Origin of the sequence: Halopseudomonas sp. SMJS2, assembly GCF_029866945.1 — a bacterium.
GTDB lineage: Bacteria > Pseudomonadota > Gammaproteobacteria > Pseudomonadales > Pseudomonadaceae > Halopseudomonas > Halopseudomonas bauzanensis.
In genome coordinates this window covers 2,959,991-2,978,301 of record NZ_CP123445.1, presented here as the reverse complement: position 1 = coordinate 2,978,301, position 18,311 = coordinate 2,959,991, and the positions used below count along the sequence as shown (strand labels likewise).

Sequence of the window (18,311 nt, the reverse complement as noted above, 5' to 3'; positions counted from 1 at the left end):
AGGGTCGGGGCGCGGCGAGGGAGAGGGAAAGCTGCCTACAGACAAAACCGTCCAATCAACTGCTTCAACAACTCCACCGTCGGTGCGATCCGGTCCATCGCCAGGAACTCATCCGGCTGATGCGCCTGGGCGATGTCACCGGGGCCGAGGATGATGGTCTGCAGGCCGAGCTGGTTCAGGTAGGGGCCTTCAGTGGCAAAGGCGACACTGCCAGCGCTGTAGCCGGTGAGTTGCTCACAGGCGCGGACGATCTCGGCAGTGGCGGGCGTGTCCATCGGCGGGACGCCGGGAAACAGCGGCTGGTAATCGATCTGCACCTGGTGGGCTTCGGCGACGGTCTTCAGGCGCTGATCGATGGTGGCGCGCAAGGCATCCGGGTCCATGCCGGGCAGCGGGCGCAGGTCGAACTCCAGGGCGCAGCGGCCACAGATGCGGTTGGGATTGTCACCACCGTGAATGCAACCCAGATTCAGGGTCGGCGTGGGTACGCTGAACAGCGGGTTGGTCCACTGTTGCTGCCAGCTGCTGCGCAGTGCCAGCAACTCGTTGATCACCTGATGCATGGCCTCGATGGCATTGCGTCCCAAAGATGGATCGGAGGAATGCCCGGCCTGGCCGATGATATCCACGCGCTCCATCAGTATGCCCTTGTGCACGCGGATCGGTTTCAGCCCGGTTGGCTCGCCGATCAGTGCGTGGCGGGCGCCGAGCAGGTCATCCGCCACCAGCGCCTGGGCCCCACCCATGGCGCTTTCCTCGTCGGCGGTGGCCAGGATGATCAAGGGGCGTTGCAGCGGCTGCTCCAGCAGCGAACGAACCGCCTCGATAATCAGCGGGAAAAAACCTTTCATGTCACAGCTGCCCAGCCCGTACCAGCGTCCGTCCGCTTCGGTCAGGGCAAAGGGATCATACTGCCAGCGCTCGGGATTGCAGGGCACGGTGTCGGTATGCCCGGCCAGCACCAGTCCGCCCGGCCCGCTACCCAGACTGGCGATCAGGTTGGCCTTGTCCGGCGCGCCGGCGACTGGCTGAATGGTGCACTCGAAGCCAAGCTCGCTCAGCCAGTCGCTGAGCAGATGGATCACCGCCAGGTTGGACTGGTCATGTTCTGGCTGGGTGCAACTGATGGAGGGGGTTTGCAGCAGGGCGGCAAATTGCGCCTTGAGCGAGGGGAGGGGCATGACAGACTCCTGGCTGACGTCAGCTGAATGGACAGCTTACGTCAGCCAGGCAGGGGCGTCAGCTGAAAATGGCCGAGAAGATCAGGAAGTAAATGATCGACAGAATAGCCCCGGCAGGCAGGGTCACGACCCAAGAGGTAAAGATGGTGCCGATCACACGCAGGTTGAGGGCGGCGATACCGCGCGCCATGCCAACCCCGAGAATCGCACCGACCAGGGTGTGGGTAGTTGATACCGGCAGGCCGAGGCCGGAAGCGCCGACGACGGTGGAGGCCGCGGCCAGTTCGGCGGCAAACCCGCGGCTGGGTGTCAGCTCGGTGATGTGCCTGCCGATGGTGGCGATCACCCGGTAGCCGTAGGTCGCCAGACCCACCACGATGCCGAGCGCACCCAACAACAGCACCCAGCCGGGCACAGTCGATTGCGCATGAATCTCACCCGATTGCAGCACGCCAGCAATGGCGGCCAGCGGACCTACGGCATTGGCCACGTCATTGGAGCCGTGGGCGAAAGCCATGGCGCAGGCGGTGAAGATCATCAGGATGGCGAAGACCCGCTCAACGCTGTTGAGGTGGGACTTGCCGGAAGACTCATCCTTGATACGGCTCATCAGCGCCACACCGATAACGGTGACCATGACACCCGACAGTACTGCCAGGCCAAAGCTCTCCAGGACCGAGAGGTTCAGACCGACATGCTTGAGGCCCTTGGTCAGGGTCATCATCGCGATGATGAAGCCCACCGCGAACATGTAAAGCGGGATATAGCGCTTGGCGTTGGCGAATGGTTCGTCGGTATCCAGGATCAGCTTATGCACGGTGACGAAGATCATGAAGGAGATGCTACCGGCCAGCAGCGGGGAAATAATCCAGCTGGATACGATAGGCACTACCCCAGCCCAGTGTACCGCTTCCACGGACACACCCACCGCCGCAAAGCCAATCACCGCGCCGATGATTGAGTGGGTGGTGGAGACCGGCCAGCCCTTGAGGGAGGCAATCAGCAGCCAGGTGCCGGCGGCCAGCAGGGCGGCCAGCATGCCGAAGATCATCTGGTCCGGCGTAATCATTGAGGAATCGACAATACCGCTGCGAATCGTCTGGGTAACCGAGCCGCCAGCCAGATAGGCTCCCAGGAACTCGAAGACCATGGCAATGATGATGGCCTGCTTGATCGTCAGGGCGCGGGAGCCCACCGAGGTGCCCATGGCATTGGCCACGTCGTTGGCGCCCACGCCCCAAGCCATGAAAAAGCCGAATAGACAGGCCAGCACCAGCAAAATGGTGCCATATTCTGCGATAAGAGTCATAAGAGAAGCTCTGTTGGATGTTGACAGATGATGGCCCGTCAACGGGCCATGAGGATTTCCAGGCGATTGCCTACACGTTCGGCCCGGTCAGCCACATCACCGATCCATTCGATGATCTGGTAGGTGAACATGACGTCGACAGGGGGTAATACGGACTCGCGTTTATACAGCTCGGCCCGCAATTTGATCTGCATTTCATCCGTGTCATGCTCGATGTGCTCCAGCTCGGTGATCAGCTTCTCCATGAGCTTCCTCTCGCGGCCGGCGAAACTGGTTTCCATCAGGTCGCTCAACTCCTCCATGGCCCGCAGGGCCTGGGTGGCGGCTTCGACGGAACGTTCGACGAAGCGACGGAACTGCGGCTGCACCTCGGGATGAATCTTCATCTTGCGGCCCAGCATCAAACCGGCCACATCCTTGGCGCGGTTGGCGACTTTGTCCTGTACACTCAGCAACTCCAGCAGATCCGAGCGCGGAACCGAGAGAAACAGGCTGTTGGGCAGATGAACCCGGACATCCTTCTTCATCTGGTCGGCTTCTCGCTCCAGCTCGCAGATCTTTTGCTGGACGCGCTCTGCTTCGACCCAGTCTTCCGCCATCAGGGCATCGACGAAGGGGATAAGACAGGACGCGCACTCATGTGCCTTCACCATGTGCCGTTGCATCGGGCCGATGGGTGAACGACCGAACAGATTCATGAAAGGATTGTTGGGCATGGGAAAACTCCGAGGCATGTCTGGGAGCGGATTATAATCATGGCAGAGCAAGTGGTCACCCAATTGACACATATTTGCCGCAATTAGCCTCCCAGCGGTCACAAGGCAACATCTTCAGAGACAGAGTATGGCTCAGGAAACAGAAATCAAACTGCGCATCAGTCCCGACGCGCTGTCGGCGCTGCGCAATCATCCCCTGTTGCAGGAACGTCTGCAGGGCGAATGGACCACCAGTACCCTGTACAACCAGTACTATGACACCGCCAGCCGGGAGCTGGCGGCAGCGCGTGTGGCGTTGCGGGTGCGCCGTGATGGCGAGCAGTTTATCCAGACCTTGAAAAGCAGCGGCCAGAGTGTTGCCGGGTTGTCCGAGCGCAGCGAATGGGACTGGACCGTGGGGGCAGCGGCGCTTGACCTGACTCTGCTCGATGACAGCTGCTGGCCGGCCAGTCTCGCCCCGCTGGACAAGCTGAATCTGCTACCGGTATTCACTACCGACTTCAAGCGCACCAAGGCCATGCTGCACTGGGAGCGTGACGGTGAAAGCGTGGAGGTGGAAGCCGCGCTGGATCAGGGTATGGTCATCGCGGACGGTCGTGAAGAGCCGATCTGCGAGCTGGAACTGGAGCTGCGCAGCGGCCCGGCGGCGGCACTGCTGGAGCTGGCCGCTGCCCTGGCGGAGGATATCGCCCTGATGCCTTGCGATATCAGCAAGGCCGAGCGCGGTTACCGACTGTTTGACCCGGCCAGCTACGACCTGCGACTCGATGCCCATGACTGGTCGGCCGATACCCCGGTAGACCAGGTAATCGCCGTTGCCGGCTGGCAGTTGCTTGGACACACTCAGCGGCTGGCTGAGCAGTACCGGTTCAGTGGTCAATGGAAGCTGTTCCGTGAATTGCTGACCAACCTGACCAGTCTGCGCGCCTTCTTTGGTGTATTCGATCTGGCGCTGCCACGCAGCACGGCTCAGCCCTTCACGCCGGCATTGGATCAGCTCATCAGCCATTGGCGGCCCCTGGTTCTGTCGGGCTGGGCAGATGACGAGGATGGCCGCAATGCACGGGAGCAGGCGCCCCAGGCATTCGAGCAGGCGGTGGCCGATCCTCAGTGGGGGCAGTTGTTCATCGGTCTGGCCCTGTGGCTGCACACCGCCGGGTGGAAGACCAACCGCCCGCCGCGTGGTGAGCGGGTCGGCGACCTGGCGCTGCCGCGCTGGCTGTTGGCGGCGGTGGCGCGGGAGATTCAGGAGTTGCGCGTACCGCATCACAATGACCCGGATTCGGATGTCAGCGAGTGGATGGATCAACAGCCGCGGCTGAATCGGCTGCACTTTCTGCTGGCGCACTTTCGTGATCAACTGGAGACGCCGGAGCCGGATCGGCTGTTCGGTGAACTGAACAAGTTGCAGGCGTTGCTGGAGCAATACCCGCTGGTCGATGAGGAACTACGCCCGGCGCTACTTACGGCTCTGCGCAAGCAGGGGCAGCGGCTGCGCAAACTGAATGCCTGGCGCGAGCTCAATAGCTGAGACGGTACCGGCAACGATAGAACGACAGGGAGATGAACAGGGATGATGCATCTGGCCGATCTGGCAATCCCCGGTAGCGATCGACTGCTGGATCTGACGGATATTCTCAAGGCGCTGGCGGCGCAGGGGCGGTTGGGGCTGGACAGCGCCGAGCACCTGAGCAGCCTGCGCCGGGCGGCAACCGGCGACACTGCCCGGCTGCACCCGCTGGAGTTCATCGCCAGCCAGGCGCCGGATGACCTGCTGCGCCCCGGCAAACCGCTGGATCTGGATTCGCTGACTCGCTGGCTGGCCGGCGAATCGGGCCAAGCCTTCTATCGCATCGATCCGTTGAAGATCAATGTCTCGGCCGTCACCCCGCTGATGTCCTTTGCCTTCGCCCGGCGCCACGGCATTCTCGCCGTGGACATCAACGAGCGGGAGGTCACCGTGGCCAGCGCCCAGCCGTTCATGCGCGGCTGGGAAGCGGATCTGGTACATGTCCTCAAGCGCGATATCCGTCGGGTGGTCGCCAGCCCGGCGGATATCCAGCGCTATTCAGCGGAATTCTATCGGTTGGCCCGCTCGGTCCACGGTGCCAATGCCACCGATCAGAAGAACAGCTCGATCGGCAACTTCGAGCAGCTGCTCAATCTGGGCAACATGAGCCAGGAGCCGGACGCCAACGACGCCCACGTGGTCAACATCGTCGACTGGCTGTTCCAGTACGCCTTCGAGCAGCGGGCCAGTGATATCCATATCGAGCCGCGCCGCGAGAACGGCAGCGTGCGGCTGCGCATCGATGGTGTGCTGCATACGGTCTATCAGTTTCCGCTGCAGGTCGCGGTAGCGGTGGTCAGCCGGCTGAAAACCCTGGGCCGGATGAACGTGGCGGAGAAGCGCAAGCCGCAGGACGGCCGGGTCAAGACCAAGTCACCCCAGGGCAACGAGATTGAACTGCGACTGTCCACCCTGCCAACCGCCTTCGGCGAGAAGATGGTGATGCGTATCTTCGATCCCGACGTGCTGCTGCGCAGTTTCGATCAGTTGGGTTTTTCCGCCGAGGACCAGCGCCGTTGGCAGGGCATGGTGCAACAGCCCAACGGCATCGTGCTGGTCACCGGCCCGACCGGGTCGGGCAAGACCACCACGCTGTACACCACCCTCAAGCAGCTGGCCACGCCGGAGGTGAATGTCTGCACCATCGAAGATCCGATCGAGATGGTCGAGGACAGCTTCAACCAGATGCAGGTGCAGCACAACATCGAGCTGACCTTTGCCAGCGGTATACGGGCACTGATGCGCCAGGACCCGGACATCATCATGATTGGCGAGATCCGTGATCTGGAGACCGCGGAAATGGCGATCCAGGCGGCGCTGACCGGTCACCTGGTGTTGTCCACCCTGCATACCAACGATGCGCCCAGCTCGGTGAGCCGGCTGGTCGAGCTGGGTGTGCCGGCCTACCTGATCAAGGCCACGGTGCTGGGGGTCATGGCCCAGCGGCTGGTGCGTACGCTGTGTCCGCATTGCAAGGAGCCGGTGGAGATCGACGAGACGGATTGGCAGGAACTGACCAAACCCTGGAACTCGCCATTGCCGACCCGGGCGCATCGGCCCGTGGGCTGCCCGGAATGCCGGGAAACCGGCTATCGTGGACGGGCCGGGGTATATGAGCTGATGCCGCTGACCGATAGCCTCAAACCCCTGGTGCAGACCGACATCGACCTCAACGCCCTGCGCCGCCAGGCCTACCGGGAGGGTATGCACAGCCTGCGTCTGTCGGGAGCGCAGAAAGTGGCGGCGGGGCTGACCACCATCGAAGAGGTGCTGCGGGTAACGCCCACCAGTCAGCAGGGGTAGGTTTTGTGCAAGCCCTGCCGGTAAGCACAGGCACTCCTCCGCCTTGCCGGACACGCCTTTCATTTCACATTCCGCTAAGATGCGCGTTCTGCCGTTCAGGAACCCCCTCATGAATTACCGTCACAGCTTCCACGCCGGCAACCATGCCGATGTCCTCAAACATGCCATTCTGCTGCGCATGGTCACCCTGATGCAGCGCAAAGACGCGCCGTTGTGCTATCTGGACAGCCACGCCGGGACGGCGTTGTACGATCTGCAGGGCGAAGCGGCGGAGCGTACCGGGGAATATCGCGATGGCATCGGCCGGCTGTGGGCACAGGATGACCTGCCCGGGCTGCTCGCCGATTACCGGGATGCCGTAGCGCAGCACAATCCAGACGGTGAGCTGCGTTTGTACCCGGGTTCACCGCAGTTGGTAGCCGATACCTTGCGCGAGCACGACCGGATGATCCTCAGTGAGCTGCATCCCGAGGATGCCCAGACCCTGAAGGCGCACTTCGCCGAGGAGCCGCGTATCGCAGTGCACCAGCGTGACGGTTACGAATTGGCCAAGGCTTTCCTGCCGGTGGCGGAGAAACGTGCGCTGTGGCTGCTCGACCCGCCCTTCGAGAAAGGCGATGACCTGCAGCGCTGTCTGCAAGCCATGGAGCAGGGCATCCAGCGCATGCGCCAGACGGTCATCGCGCTCTGGTATCCGATCAAGGACCAGCGCCTGTTACGTGACTTCTATCGGCAGATCGGCACCGCTCAGTTGCCCAAGGTGTTGCGGGTCGAGCTCAATGTGCGGCCCGCCGACACCTCCCTGGGGCTCAACGGCTCGGGATTGATGCTGGTCAACCCGCCCTGGCCGCTATGGGAGGAGCTGGAGCAGGTGCTGCCGCAGATGGCAGGTCAGTTCGCCCAGTCCGGCGCCGGTGACTGGCGCATGGATTGGCTGGTTGGCGAACCCTGAGCGTCTGATAGCGAAACCGTAAAAAAGGGGGAACAAGCCGCCGGGCCCCGGGTCAAGTATTGTGTCGGTGTGCTGAACATCGACTTATCCGAAGCTATCAAGGAGCACACGAATATGACTGCTGTTGACAAAAACGGACCCGTTTCAAATCAGGACCAGGTCAGCAAGAAACAGGAAATCGACTCCGGCAAGGAAGCGGTAGCAGCCGCTTACAGCAAGCTGATGGAAGCCAAGGAACACTTCAAGCATGCCGCCGAATCCGCCGGGATGGATTGGAAGCATGATGCTGAAGGTCAGCTCATGAAAGGCAAGGACAAGGCCGGTGAGCTATGCGATCACGCCAACAGTTACCTTCATGACAAGCCGCTGGCTACCTTGGGTATCGCCTTCGCAGCGGGCTTTCTCGTATCCCAGATGATGTCCAGAAAATGACGGGCACTCCCGGAGAGAACCGTCCGGAAAGCGGCGATGCCGGGGGGCAGGAGCAGCCCCGGCAGCCGCTCAAGGATGAACTGAAATCCTCTCTGGCGTGGCTGGAACACGCGGCCCTGGCGGGTGGCGATCTGGTTCGGCTGGCGGCGCTCGAATTACGGCTTGCTGCTGCTGATTCGGGCAAGCTGGTGGGGCTGGCGTTGGCCATGGTGCCCTTGCTGTTGCTTGCCTGGATCGGGCTGTCCGTGTTGCTGGGCTGGCTGGTGTTCGCCTGGAGTGGCTCGGTCGCCTGGGGGATAGTAATGTTCATCATCGTGCAGCTGGTGGCCTTGGGGATCATGGCGATCAATTGCAAGAAGTACTCGAAGAGCCTGTCATTTCCAGCGACCAGCCGACAGCTGAAAACACTGAAGGAGGAAGCCAGTGGACCGCAAGAAGCTGATAAGTCAGATTCAAGAACTGGATGAGCAGCTCGCCGTCGAGTTCAGCCTGCTCAAGCTGGATGCCCGGGAACGACGCGCAGCCATACGGCGCATTTCACCGCTATGGTGGGTGGCCGGCTCGGCAGTGGCGGGGTTGATCCTTGGCAAGCTGGCGGCGGGCCACGGTGGCCCGATGGCGGTGGCGCGACAGGGCATGAACATATTCCGCTTCGCCAGTCTGGTGATGCCGGGCATGGCCATTGCAGCCAGTCCTACGCTGGAAGACACACCCTGATATTCTGAGGTTCCGTGCTGCGGCGCCGATTCAGGCGCCGCCGTGTGGAATCGATGATCGTGCTGCCCGATAATCTCAGACGTTCCGCGCCTGCTCGTCTTCGTCGAAGTCCTCTTCCATCAGCGCGTCCTGGACATCCGGATCGGCTGTGGCGGGCGCGGTCTGTAGCCCCGCGCGTTTGCTGCGCAGCTTGCCGAACAGACTGGTGAGAGAGGCGTGCAGTTTTTCGACGGCACCGTCGACGGCGAGGTTTATCGAGTCGGCCTTGTGGCTGACCGAAATGGGCTGTTGCCCCTTTGGCCGCGCCTCGATCTGGCAGCGCTTGTCATGGGCGCCGGCCTTTTCGCCGTTCTCATCGTTGATATGCACCACAATGCGGGTCAAGTTTTCATCAAAGCGCCCCAGCTTGCTGGTTACGCTGTCCGTTACCCATTCCACCAACCGGGCGCTGCCTTCGGTATGGTTGTCACAATGAACTTGAATTTGCATAAGCCTGTTCCTCTTCATTGACTCGGATATCCGCAAGAGCTGCATGGCGGCAAGTCCAGACTACGCCATCTGATCGAGCTTTTGGCAAAATCCTGCAGGCTTTTTCATTGGAGCGGCGCCTGGATGATGGTGCCCACGGGTCGTGGTGTTACTCATCATCCGGGAATTGGTAGGCATCAGTCGAACTGGCGCCGTTGCGTGCATTGCGCGCGCGCAGGTTGCGATACACCGCGGCGCGCATCAGCAGCATCGAGGTGACCGGCGCGGTGAGCAGTACGAAGGCGGTGATCAGCAGTTCATGAACGACCGGCCGTTCCTCGGTGCCACTGAAGTAGAGCATGGAGGCGATCAGGAAGCAGCCGGTCCCCACGGTAATGAACACCGCCGGGCCATGGATCCGCTGAAAGAAATTCGGCAGGCGCAGCAATCCCAGGGCGCCGATAAGGGTGATCAGTCCGCCGAGGACTAGCAGCAGTGCCACGGGTATCGCTAGCCAGGGGCTCAGATCGGTCATGGAGGCGGTCAGTAATTCGCTCACTCGATGATCTCCCCGCGAATGAGGAACTTGGCCAGGGCGATAGACGACACGAAGCCGAGCAGCGCGATCACCAGTGCCGCCTCGAAATACACCATGCTGGAAAAGCGGATACCCAGCAGCAGAATAAACAGCATGGCGGCCATCCACAGCGAATCCAGGGCCAGGATCCGGTCCTGCGCCGTGGGCCCGAGCAGCAGCCGAATGGCGCAGAACGCCAGGGCCAGCATGACGCACAACTGAGCAAAGCCGAGAGCCAGGGCGAGAACGACGGTCATGGCGCCTCCTGTTCAAAAATATCGATCAAGGGCTTTTCCAGGCGGGTCTTGATCATGTTCACCCACCAATGGGCATCATGCAGATCGAATACATGCAACGCCAGGTCGTTGCTGCCCGGAATGATCTCCACCCAGACCGTACCCGGTGTGGAGTTGATGATGCACGCCAGCACCGCCAGGCCATGGGGGTCACGCAGGTCGAGCGGGATGCGGATGAACTGGGAATTGAGCCGGCCGCCCCCGAACACGATCAGCGTGCAGACGTTGAAGCAGGACCGGAATATTTCAATCAGGGCATAGATGATGAGGCGGATGATGGTGAAGGGGCGGGAAATCCGCACCGGTGTCGGCCGCAGCGGTGCGACCAGCAACGGCACGGCTATCGCCAGGATGGCACCGAGCAGCAGGTGCGCCGGCTCGATGCTCTGGTTGAGCATCAGCCAGAGCAGCAGCAGAAAGGCTGACAGCAGGGGCGAGGGCAGCCAGCGTTTCATGGTGTGGCTCCTTCGTTGATGACGACGCCAGGTACCGCTGTGATGGACATGACGCGGTCGATATACAGGCTCGGCTGGTGCAGCGCGCTGGCGGTACGGTCGAGATAGGCGCTGACCGGGCCAGCCAGCACGGTCATGGAGATACAGAGTGCCAGCAAAAGGGATACCGGCATGGCCTCGGTCAATTGCAGGCGCGGTGCGGTGGCGTCGGTGGACCAGAAGGTGCGCACACCGAAACGCATCAGCGAAATAATGGCGGCCAGGCCGGACAGAATGATCAGGGCCAGCATGGTCCAGGCCAGCGGGCCGGCGGTGTACAGATTATCGATGAACATGCCGGCTGGGTTGAGCAATGCATGGAACAGGGTGAACTTGGCGACGAAGCCGGATAGGGGTGGCAGACCGGCGATGATCAGTGCACAGGCAACGAAGGCCAACCCGAGAAAGGCCATGGCCGCTGGAATGATCACCCCCGCGGATTCTTCCGGGTCATTGTCGATGGCGAAGGCCTCCATGGTCAGCGCCAGCATCGCCGCACTGGGTTTGCGGATGCGTTCGATCAGCTCGATCAACAGCATGAAGGCGGCCACTGCCAGGGTCGAGCTGAGCAAATAGAACAGCGCGGCGCTGACCACCTGTTGCTCGCCGTAGCCCACCGCGGCCAGCAGCGTGCCGGAGGAAATGATCGCGCTGAAGCCGGCCATGCGGCCCAGTTCCTGGCTACCCAGCAGACCGATGGTACCGAACGCCAGGGTGAGCAAGCCGGCGACCACCAGCGCTGTGCCGGAAATGGCCTGCAGCGAGGTCTCCTGGTCGGCAAAGACCAGCAGCCACAGGCGCAGCAGCACATAGACGCCAACCTTGGTCATCAACACCAGCATGGCGCCCACTGGCGGAGCGGCGGCCGCATAGGTGGTCGGCAGCCAGAAACCCAGTGGCCACATGGCGCTCTTGGTGAGGAAGGCAATGGCCAGGATCGCTGCTCCCACTTCCAGCAATAGTCGTTCGCTGTCATCCATACTGGCGGCGCGCACCGCCAGATCGGCCATGTTCAGCGTGCCGGCGGCAGCGTAAATGAGAGCGACGCCGATCAGGAAGAATGACGAGGCGAGCAGGTTGATGACCACGTACTGCATGCTGGCGCGGATGCGGTTGGGTTGCAGGCCGAGCAGCAGCAGGCCGTAGGATGCCGCCAGCATGATCTCGAAGAACACGAACAGATTGAACAGGTCGCCAGTGATGAACGCGCCGTTGATCCCTGCCAGCAGGAACTGGAACAGTGAATGGAAATGCACACCGGAGCGGCTCCAGCGTCGATAGGAGAACACCAGTGCCGCCGTGGCGATCACTGCGCACAGCGTCAGCATCAGTGCCGCCAGCCGGTCCACCACCAGCACGATACCGAAGGGTGCTACCCAGTTGGCGGCCAGATAGGCGCCCACACCATTCGGCCAGACCTCGCTGTCGGTCAGCCAGAACAGGGCGATGGCGGTTACCAGCAGAGCCAGGGTGCCGGTCAGGTTGATGGCGAACTTCAATTGCTGGCGACGGCCGTTGAGCAAGACCAACAGTGCGGCGAACAGCAATGGCAGCAGTATGGGCAACAGAATCAATTGGTCGGCCCAGAACCTCATTGGCGCGGTTCCTTACCATCCACATGGTCGGTACCGGTCAGGCCGCGCGAAGTCAGCAACAGCACCAGATAGAGGGCCGAGGTGGCGAAGCCGATGACGATGGCGGTAAGCACCAATGCCTGGGTGACCGGATCGGCGAACATGCCGACTTCGACCGGGCTGTCCAGGGTCAGCGGTGGCTTGTTGATCGACAGCCGGCCCATGATGAAGATGAACATATTGACCGCATAGGAAATCAGCAGCAGGCCAATGATGACCTGGAAGGTCCGCGGCCGGAGGATCAGCCAGACCCCGGAGGCAAACATGACGCCGATGGCGATGGCAATGACGGCTTCCATCAGTGTTTCTCCTTGTCAGTGGAATCGGCAACGTCAGCAGCAGACAGCGGCAGACGGTGACTGCGGATCGATTGGTGGGCCAGGGCCACCAGGATCAGCATGGTGGAGCCGACGACGACGCAGAACACGCCGAGATCAAAAAAGAAGGCGCTAGGCAGATGCAATGCACCTAGTACCGGCAGGTCAATATGCGCGGTATGAGTGGTCAGGAACGGGTAGCCCAGCAGCAATGCGCCCAGCCCGGTAAGTACCGCCAGGATCAACCCCAGGGCCAGCCAGCGGTGCGGTTGCAGGTGCAGGCGCGACTCGACCCAGAGGGTGCCGGCCAGCATGTACTGCAGAATGATCGCCACCGCGAAGATCAACCCGGCGACAAAGCCGCCGCCGGGCAGGTTGTGTCCACGCATGAAAAAGTAGACGGCGCACACCAGGATGATCGGCAGCAGCAGGCGCAGATAGATGCCCGGCACCATGAGATATCCGCTTTGCGCCTGTTCGGCCGGTGGCTGCTGGGCCGCTGGGTCGACGAAATTGGTCTGCTGGGGCGGCAGCGACATGCTTTCCGCCGCAGGGCGGAACCGCCGCAGCAGACCGTAGACCGTCAGCGCCACGATGCTCAGTACGGCGATCTCGCCCAGGGTATCGAAGCTGCGGAAATCTACCAATAACACATTGACCACGTTGCTGCCGCCGCCTTCTAACAATGCCCGTTCCAGGAAGAAACTGCCGATACCACTGCCGGCGGGCAGCATCAATACCAGGTAGCTGATGGCCGCCATGCCCAGGCCGGCCAGTGCCGCGACGATGAAATCACGCATGCGTCGTGCCCGGGCCCGGCGGTTTTCCTTCCGATCCTGCTCGGTCGACAGAATGCGCGGCGGCAGCCAGCGCAGGCCCAGCAGAATGAGGATGGTGGTCACGGTTTCCACCATCAGCTGGGTCAGGGCCAGGTCCGGCGCGGACAACCAGAGGAACGTCAGGCACACCACCAGGCCGGCTCCGCCGACCAGGCTCAGGGAGGCCAGGCGATGATACTTGGCCTGCCAGGCGGCGGCGACAGCGCAGCCGCCACCGATGATCCAGAGCAGGGTGAAGGGCAGGTGCGGATCGCTCGGTTGCAGGGCCGACCAGACCTGGGGCGCGGTCGCGGCGGCAGCAACGGCCGCGCCCAGACCCACCAGTATCATCAGTAGCAGCTGAGGTTGCAGGCGCCGGGTGCCGAGCAGTTTCTCCAGCCGCGAGGCACTGCTGCGTAACTCCAGCATGGTGCTTTCATAGGCCTGCTTGCCATTGAAGCGGTACAGCAGCGGCACCTGGTCACGATAGGTGAGATTGAACCGGGTGCGCAGGATGACGTACAGCAGCACTCCGCCACCCAGGGCGACAAAGCTCATCAACAGAGGGATATTGAAGCCATGCCACAGTGCCAGGCTGTAATACGGCGTTTTCTCTCCGAGAACGGCTTCCACGCCGTTGTGCAGCAGCGGGCCGACGCTCAGGCTGGGCACAATGCCGACAATCAGGCAGAACAACACCAGCACTTCCACCGGAAAGCGCATCCAGCGCGGCGGCTCGTGGGGCGTTTTCGGCAGGTCGGTGGCCGGCCTGCCGAAGAAGACATAGATAAAGCGCAGCGAGTAGGCCACGCTGAATACACCCATGGTGACTGCGGCCAGCGGCATCCACCAGTTGCTGGCGCTGCCCACCAGCAGCGCCTCGGCAAAGAACATTTCCTTGGACAGGAAGCCATTGAGGAACGGCACCCCGGCCATGGCCGCCGAGGCGACGATCGCCAGGGTCGCGGTTTGCGGCATCATCCGGTACAGGCCGCGCAGTTTGCGCATGTCACGGGTGCCGCTCTCATGGTCGATGATGCCCACCGCCATGAACAGCGAGGCCTTGAAGGTGGCATGGTTCATGGTGTGGAAGATGGCGGCGACCATTGCCAGCGGCGTGCCGATGCCGAGCAGGGCGGTGATCAGACCCAGATGACTGATCGTGGAATAGGCCAACAGACCCTTGAGATCATGCTGGAAGATCGCGATGAAGGAGCCGATCAGCAGGGTGCAGACCCCAGCGCCGCCGATGATCCAGGTCCATTCCGGCGTGCCGGACAGCACCGGCCACAGGCGCATGAGCAGGAAGATACCGGCCTTGACCATGGTCGCCGAGTGCAGATAGGCCGATACCGGCGTCGGCGCGGCCATGGCATGGGGCAGCCAGAAGTGGAAGGGGAACTGGGCGCTCTTGGTCAAGGCGCCCAGTGCGATCAGGATCAGCGTGGGCAGGTACCACGCGTGCTCGCGCAGGGTTTCGCCTGAGGCCAGCACCACATCGAGATCGTAGCTGCCGATGATATGACCAAGCATCAGCACCCCGGCCAGCAGGCACAGGCCGCCGGTGGCGGTCACGGTGAACGCCATGCGCGCACCGCGCCGGGCCTCGGCCCGGTGGTGCCAGTAGCCGATCAGCAGGAAGGACGACAGACTGGTCAACTCCCAGAACAGCACCAATTGCACCAGGTTTCCCGACAGCACTATGCCGAGCATCGAGCCCATGAAGGCCAGCAGGAAGGAGAAAAAGCGCGGTACCGGATCTTCCGGTGACATGTAGTAGCGGGCATAGACCACCACCAGCAGGAAGATACCGATGATCAACATGCTGAACAGCCAGGCCAGGCCATCCATGCGCAGGACCAGATTCAGCCCGTACTCGGGCATCCAGTCGAGTTGATAGCGCAGTACCTCACCGTTATTGATCTGGGGAAACTGGATGCCGATGATGATCAGGCCGGCCAGGGCAATGGCTGCGGCCAACCAGGCTTCACGGTTACGAGCGTTTGCCGGCAGGAAGGCCGCAAGAAAGCTCCCGATGAAGGGGGTCAGGATCAGGATCAGTAACAGCATGAGCTCCCAGGAGATGGTCAGAGGTTAGTGGGTTTGCGTTCGAGCCTCGATCAATGGCAGCGGCAACATGGTCGCGCCGGCACTCCGGGCATGCTTGATGCCGATGAGATATTCCGCAAAGCGGATGTTTTATTAGTAATTACCTGAATCTGCAAGCAAAAAGATATTACTGCATGCAAACTCCGGTCCCGGCGAGGCCGCAGTAGCCACCCGGATTCTTGTGTAGATACTGCTGATGATAAGGCTCTGCATAATAGAACGTTGTCGCGGGCAGGATCTCGGTGGTGACGACACCCTTGCCGGCTGCCTGCAGGGCCTCGGCGAAGCGGGCTTTGCTGACTTCCACCTGGGCCCGCTGCGCCATATCACTGACGTAGATTCCCGAGCGATATTGCGTGCCCATATCATTACCCTGGCGCATGCCCTGGGTTGGGTCGTGACTCTCCCAGAACACCCGCAGCAACTCGTCCAGCGCCAAAACCTCGGGATCGAATACCACCAGCACCACTTCGTTATGGCCGGTCAGTCCGGAACAGACTTCCTCATAGGTCGGATTGGGCGTCAGGCCGGCGCTGTAGCCGACCGCGGTGGTATAAACCCCATCCAGTTGCCAGAACAGCCGCTCGGCACCCCAGAAACAGCCCATGCCGACAATGATTTGCTGCATGCCTGCTGGGAACGGTGGCTTGAGCGGCGCACCCAGCACCGCATGGGTGCTGCTGGTGTGAACTGGTTCGGCGCGTCCGGGCAAGGCTTCGCTGGCGGTCGGCATGCGCAGTTTGTGTTCCGGCGGTGATTGGAAAAACATGGCAGGCTCCTGCAATGGTTGATGATTACCCCAGCAGCAGGCGCAGCAGGGCGTCGTCGGGCTGGCCGGTGGCGATGAAATGGGGGTTCAGCCAGTCAGCCCGATGGGGATAGGTGAAGCGCTCGCCATCGAGCCCGAGTACGCGGCCACCGGCTCCTTCCAGCACTGCCTGGGCGGCGGCGGTATCCCACTGACTGGTGGGGGCAAAGCGCGGATACAGGTCCGCTGCGCCTTCGGCCAGTACGCAGAATTTCAGTGAACTGCCAACGCCGGCCAGCTCGGTGCCATGGGCCTGCTGCAAACGATCGAGCAGAGCTTCCTGTTCCGGACTGGTATGTCGGCGACTGGCGACGATACGCAACGGCATGGAGGGTGCTCGGCAATGGATGGGCTGGGGTGCATCGCTGCCTTGCTGGCGCCAGCTGCCCAGCCCGGCACCGCCCCAGTAGAGGGTATCACGCGCGGGTACGCCGACCAGACCAAAACGTACCTGGCCATGCTCGATCAGCGCGATATTGACGGTGAACTCCTCTGATCCGGCGATGAATTCCTTGGTGCCGTCCAGCGGATCGACGAGCCAGAAACGATCCCAGTGCTGGCGCTGATCAAGTGGCACGTCAGCTGCCTCTTCGGACAACACCGGGATTTCCGGCGTCAGTGCGTGCAGGCCGTCCATGATCACCTGGTTGGCCGCCAGATCGGCGGCGGTAACCGGCGAATCGTCGGCTTTGGTAATGACCTCGGGATTATGCTGCCACCAGGGCAGGGCGGCTCGACCGGCATCGCGGGTCAGCTGGCACAGCCGCTCGGCGGCAACCGGCAGACTCATCGCTGCAGCTCCCCGCGTTGCTCCAGCAGATCGCGGACCAAATACAGCGCGGCCAGTGCCCGGCCCTCGGAAAAGCTCGGCCGGGTCATCAGCTCGCTCAAGGCATAGAGATCGACGCTGTCCACCCGGATCGGCTCGGGCTCGTCACCGGGCAGGCGCTTCTCATAGAGATTGCGCGCCAGCACCACCGAGATGCTCTGGCTCATGTAGCCGGGCGACAGGGCCAGCTTGCCCAGCAATTCCAGGCGCTCGGCACCGAAGCCGGCTTCTTCCATCAGTTCGCGGTTGGCCGCATCCAGCACATCTTCGCCGGGCTCGACCAGGCCCTTGGGCAGGGACAGCTGATAATCCTGGGTGCCGCCGCAATACTCTTCGATCAGCAGGGCGGTACGTGCATCCTTGAGCGCCACCACCATTACCGCCCCGTAGCCCACGCCCGAGCCGACCAGGCGTTCATAGGTGCGCTCGGTGCCGTTGCTGAAGCGCAGCTGCACCTGCTCAACGGTGAACAGGCGGCTCTTGGCGACAACGCGGGCATCGAGAATCTCTGGCTTCTGCGGCATGCTGGCTCCGTGATCAATGAATGGTTTGTTATCATAGCCGTCCATTTCAGCAAAGCCCAATCATCCATGCTCAACTGGAACACCATCGACACCGTCCTGCTGGATATGGACGGCACGCTGCTCGACCTGCATTTCGACAACCATTTCTGGGTCGAATACCTGCCCCAGCGCTATGCCGAGCACCACGGTCAGTCACTGGCCTGGGCGAAACGGGAAATCCATCCGCTGATGCAGCGCATCCAGGGCAAGCTGGACTGGTATTGTCTGGATTTCTGGACCCGCGAGCTGGGCCTGCCGATCGTCGAGCTCAAGCGCGAGGTAGCCCACCTGATCGGTTTGCGCCCGGACGCCGACACCTTTCTCCAGGCCTTGCAGCAGAGCGGTCGGCAGGTGATCCTGATTACCAATGCGCACCGCGACTCGCTGTCGCTGAAGATGGAACGGGTCGAGCTGCGCACCTATTTCCAGCGGCTGATCAGCTCCCACGATTTCGGCTATCCCAAGGAAGAGCAAGCCTTCTGGCACGCCTTGCGCAGCGAAGTGGAGTTCGATCCGGAGCGTACCCTGTTCATCGACGACGGCCTGAGCATCCTGCGCGCTGCCCGCGAGTTTGGCGTTGCCCAGCTGTTGGCCGTCCGTCAGCCGGACAGCCGCGGCGAGCTGCGTGATACCGAGGAGTTCGACGCGGTAGAGGACTATGCCACCCTGGTGGCGGCGATCACCGCCGCGCAGAACGCCTGAGCATCGGCACTCTGAT

General features: G+C 62.0%; 20 protein-coding genes. 7 read left to right on the top strand and 13 right to left on the bottom strand.

Going from position 1 to position 18,311, the window contains the following annotated elements; genetic code table 11:
- Positions 1–35: 35 nt before the first annotated feature.
- Genes argE through QAO71_RS14010 form a run of 3 tightly spaced genes read right to left on the bottom strand, consistent with a single transcriptional unit; the run spans position 36 to position 3,206 of the window.
- Positions 36–1,181 carry an acetylornithine deacetylase gene (gene argE, locus QAO71_RS14020; RefSeq protein WP_280164713.1) on the bottom strand — a complete coding sequence of 382 codons (1,146 nt, stop codon included), beginning with the start codon at positions 1,179–1,181 and terminating at the stop codon, positions 36–38.
- A 58-nt stretch (positions 1,182–1,239) separates the two neighbouring features.
- Positions 1,240–2,490: an inorganic phosphate transporter gene (locus tag QAO71_RS14015; protein WP_074777670.1), complete on the bottom strand. Its 1,251-nt coding sequence runs from the start codon at positions 2,488–2,490 to the stop codon at positions 1,240–1,242.
- Positions 2,491–2,528: 38 nt separating this feature from the next.
- A complete protein-coding gene (locus tag QAO71_RS14010) occupies positions 2,529–3,206 on the bottom strand; it encodes a TIGR00153 family protein (protein WP_036989256.1) in 678 nt (225 codons plus the stop codon).
- A gap of 127 nt (positions 3,207–3,333) precedes the next feature.
- On the opposite strand from QAO71_RS14010, the gene QAO71_RS14005 reads away from it, so the two are divergent.
- The 6 genes from QAO71_RS14005 (at position 3,334) to QAO71_RS13980 (ending at position 8,680) form a co-directional block, all read left to right on the top strand.
- Positions 3,334–4,737 carry a CYTH domain-containing protein gene (locus QAO71_RS14005; RefSeq protein WP_036989257.1) on the top strand — a complete coding sequence of 468 codons (1,404 nt, stop codon included), beginning with the start codon at positions 3,334–3,336 and terminating at the stop codon, positions 4,735–4,737.
- A gap of 45 nt (positions 4,738–4,782) precedes the next feature.
- Positions 4,783–6,579 (top strand): GspE/PulE family protein, encoded by a 1,797-nt coding sequence (locus QAO71_RS14000; RefSeq protein ID WP_280165691.1) that lies wholly within the window; start codon positions 4,783–4,785, stop codon positions 6,577–6,579.
- A gap of 109 nt (positions 6,580–6,688) precedes the next feature.
- On the top strand, positions 6,689–7,531 hold the full coding sequence (gene rlmJ, locus QAO71_RS13995; RefSeq protein ID WP_280164712.1) for a 23S rRNA (adenine(2030)-N(6))-methyltransferase RlmJ: 843 nt from the start codon (positions 6,689–6,691) through the stop codon (positions 7,529–7,531).
- A gap of 69 nt (positions 7,532–7,600) precedes the next feature.
- On the top strand, positions 7,601–7,963 hold the full coding sequence (locus QAO71_RS13990; RefSeq protein WP_036989259.1) for a DUF883 C-terminal domain-containing protein: 363 nt from the start codon (positions 7,601–7,603) through the stop codon (positions 7,961–7,963).
- On the top strand, positions 7,960–8,430 hold the full coding sequence (locus QAO71_RS13985; RefSeq protein ID WP_280164711.1) for a hypothetical protein: 471 nt from the start codon (positions 7,960–7,962) through the stop codon (positions 8,428–8,430). Before QAO71_RS13990 ends, QAO71_RS13985 begins: the two co-directional genes overlap by 4 nt.
- A complete protein-coding gene (locus QAO71_RS13980) occupies positions 8,387–8,680 on the top strand; it encodes a hypothetical protein (RefSeq protein ID WP_280164710.1) in 294 nt (97 codons plus the stop codon). Before QAO71_RS13985 ends, QAO71_RS13980 begins: the two co-directional genes overlap by 44 nt.
- 75 nt (positions 8,681–8,755) lie before the next feature.
- Here QAO71_RS13980 and QAO71_RS13975 read toward each other — a convergent pair whose 3' ends face one another.
- From QAO71_RS13975 to nudE, 10 genes are all read right to left on the bottom strand, one after another.
- A complete protein-coding gene (locus QAO71_RS13975; protein ID WP_036989261.1) occupies positions 8,756–9,169 on the bottom strand; it encodes an HPF/RaiA family ribosome-associated protein in 414 nt (137 codons plus the stop codon).
- A 148-nt stretch (positions 9,170–9,317) separates the two neighbouring features.
- Complete coding sequence (gene mnhG / locus QAO71_RS13970; RefSeq protein ID WP_235818220.1) at positions 9,318–9,707, bottom strand: monovalent cation/H(+) antiporter subunit G; 390 nt, start codon at positions 9,705–9,707, stop codon at positions 9,318–9,320.
- Positions 9,704–9,982, bottom strand: a complete 279-nt coding sequence (locus QAO71_RS13965) for a K+/H+ antiporter subunit F (RefSeq protein ID WP_036989262.1) — start codon at positions 9,980–9,982, stop codon at positions 9,704–9,706. The genes mnhG and QAO71_RS13965 overlap by 4 nt, the downstream gene beginning before the upstream one ends.
- The gene (locus QAO71_RS13960; RefSeq protein ID WP_074777675.1) at positions 9,979–10,476 is read right to left on the bottom strand and encodes a Na+/H+ antiporter subunit E; all 498 of its coding nucleotides are present in this window, start codon (positions 10,474–10,476) and stop codon (positions 9,979–9,981) included. Before QAO71_RS13960 ends, QAO71_RS13965 begins: the two co-directional genes overlap by 4 nt.
- Positions 10,473–12,110 (bottom strand): monovalent cation/H+ antiporter subunit D, encoded by a 1,638-nt coding sequence (locus QAO71_RS13955; RefSeq protein WP_036989264.1) that lies wholly within the window; start codon positions 12,108–12,110, stop codon positions 10,473–10,475. The genes QAO71_RS13960 and QAO71_RS13955 overlap by 4 nt, the downstream gene beginning before the upstream one ends.
- Positions 12,107–12,448: a Na+/H+ antiporter subunit C gene (locus QAO71_RS13950; protein WP_036989265.1), complete on the bottom strand. Its 342-nt coding sequence runs from the start codon at positions 12,446–12,448 to the stop codon at positions 12,107–12,109. Before QAO71_RS13950 ends, QAO71_RS13955 begins: the two co-directional genes overlap by 4 nt.
- Positions 12,448–15,354 carry a monovalent cation/H+ antiporter subunit A gene (locus tag QAO71_RS13945; RefSeq protein WP_280164709.1) on the bottom strand — a complete coding sequence of 969 codons (2,907 nt, stop codon included), beginning with the start codon at positions 15,352–15,354 and terminating at the stop codon, positions 12,448–12,450. Before QAO71_RS13945 ends, QAO71_RS13950 begins: the two co-directional genes overlap by 1 nt.
- A gap of 166 nt (positions 15,355–15,520) precedes the next feature.
- Positions 15,521–16,162 carry a peptide-methionine (S)-S-oxide reductase MsrA gene (gene msrA, locus QAO71_RS13940; protein WP_036989267.1) on the bottom strand — a complete coding sequence of 214 codons (642 nt, stop codon included), beginning with the start codon at positions 16,160–16,162 and terminating at the stop codon, positions 15,521–15,523.
- Between the two features lie 25 nt (positions 16,163–16,187).
- Positions 16,188–16,991 (bottom strand): 3'(2'),5'-bisphosphate nucleotidase CysQ, encoded by an 804-nt coding sequence (gene cysQ, locus QAO71_RS13935; protein ID WP_036989268.1) that lies wholly within the window; start codon positions 16,989–16,991, stop codon positions 16,188–16,190.
- Complete coding sequence (gene nudE / locus QAO71_RS13930) at positions 16,988–17,554, bottom strand: ADP compounds hydrolase NudE (protein ID WP_036990195.1); 567 nt, start codon at positions 17,552–17,554, stop codon at positions 16,988–16,990. Before nudE ends, cysQ begins: the two co-directional genes overlap by 4 nt.
- A gap of 66 nt (positions 17,555–17,620) precedes the next feature.
- Between nudE and yrfG the strand changes: the two genes are divergently transcribed.
- Complete coding sequence (gene yrfG / locus QAO71_RS13925) at positions 17,621–18,295, top strand: GMP/IMP nucleotidase (RefSeq protein ID WP_036989270.1); 675 nt, start codon at positions 17,621–17,623, stop codon at positions 18,293–18,295.
- Positions 18,296–18,311 lie beyond the last annotated feature (16 nt).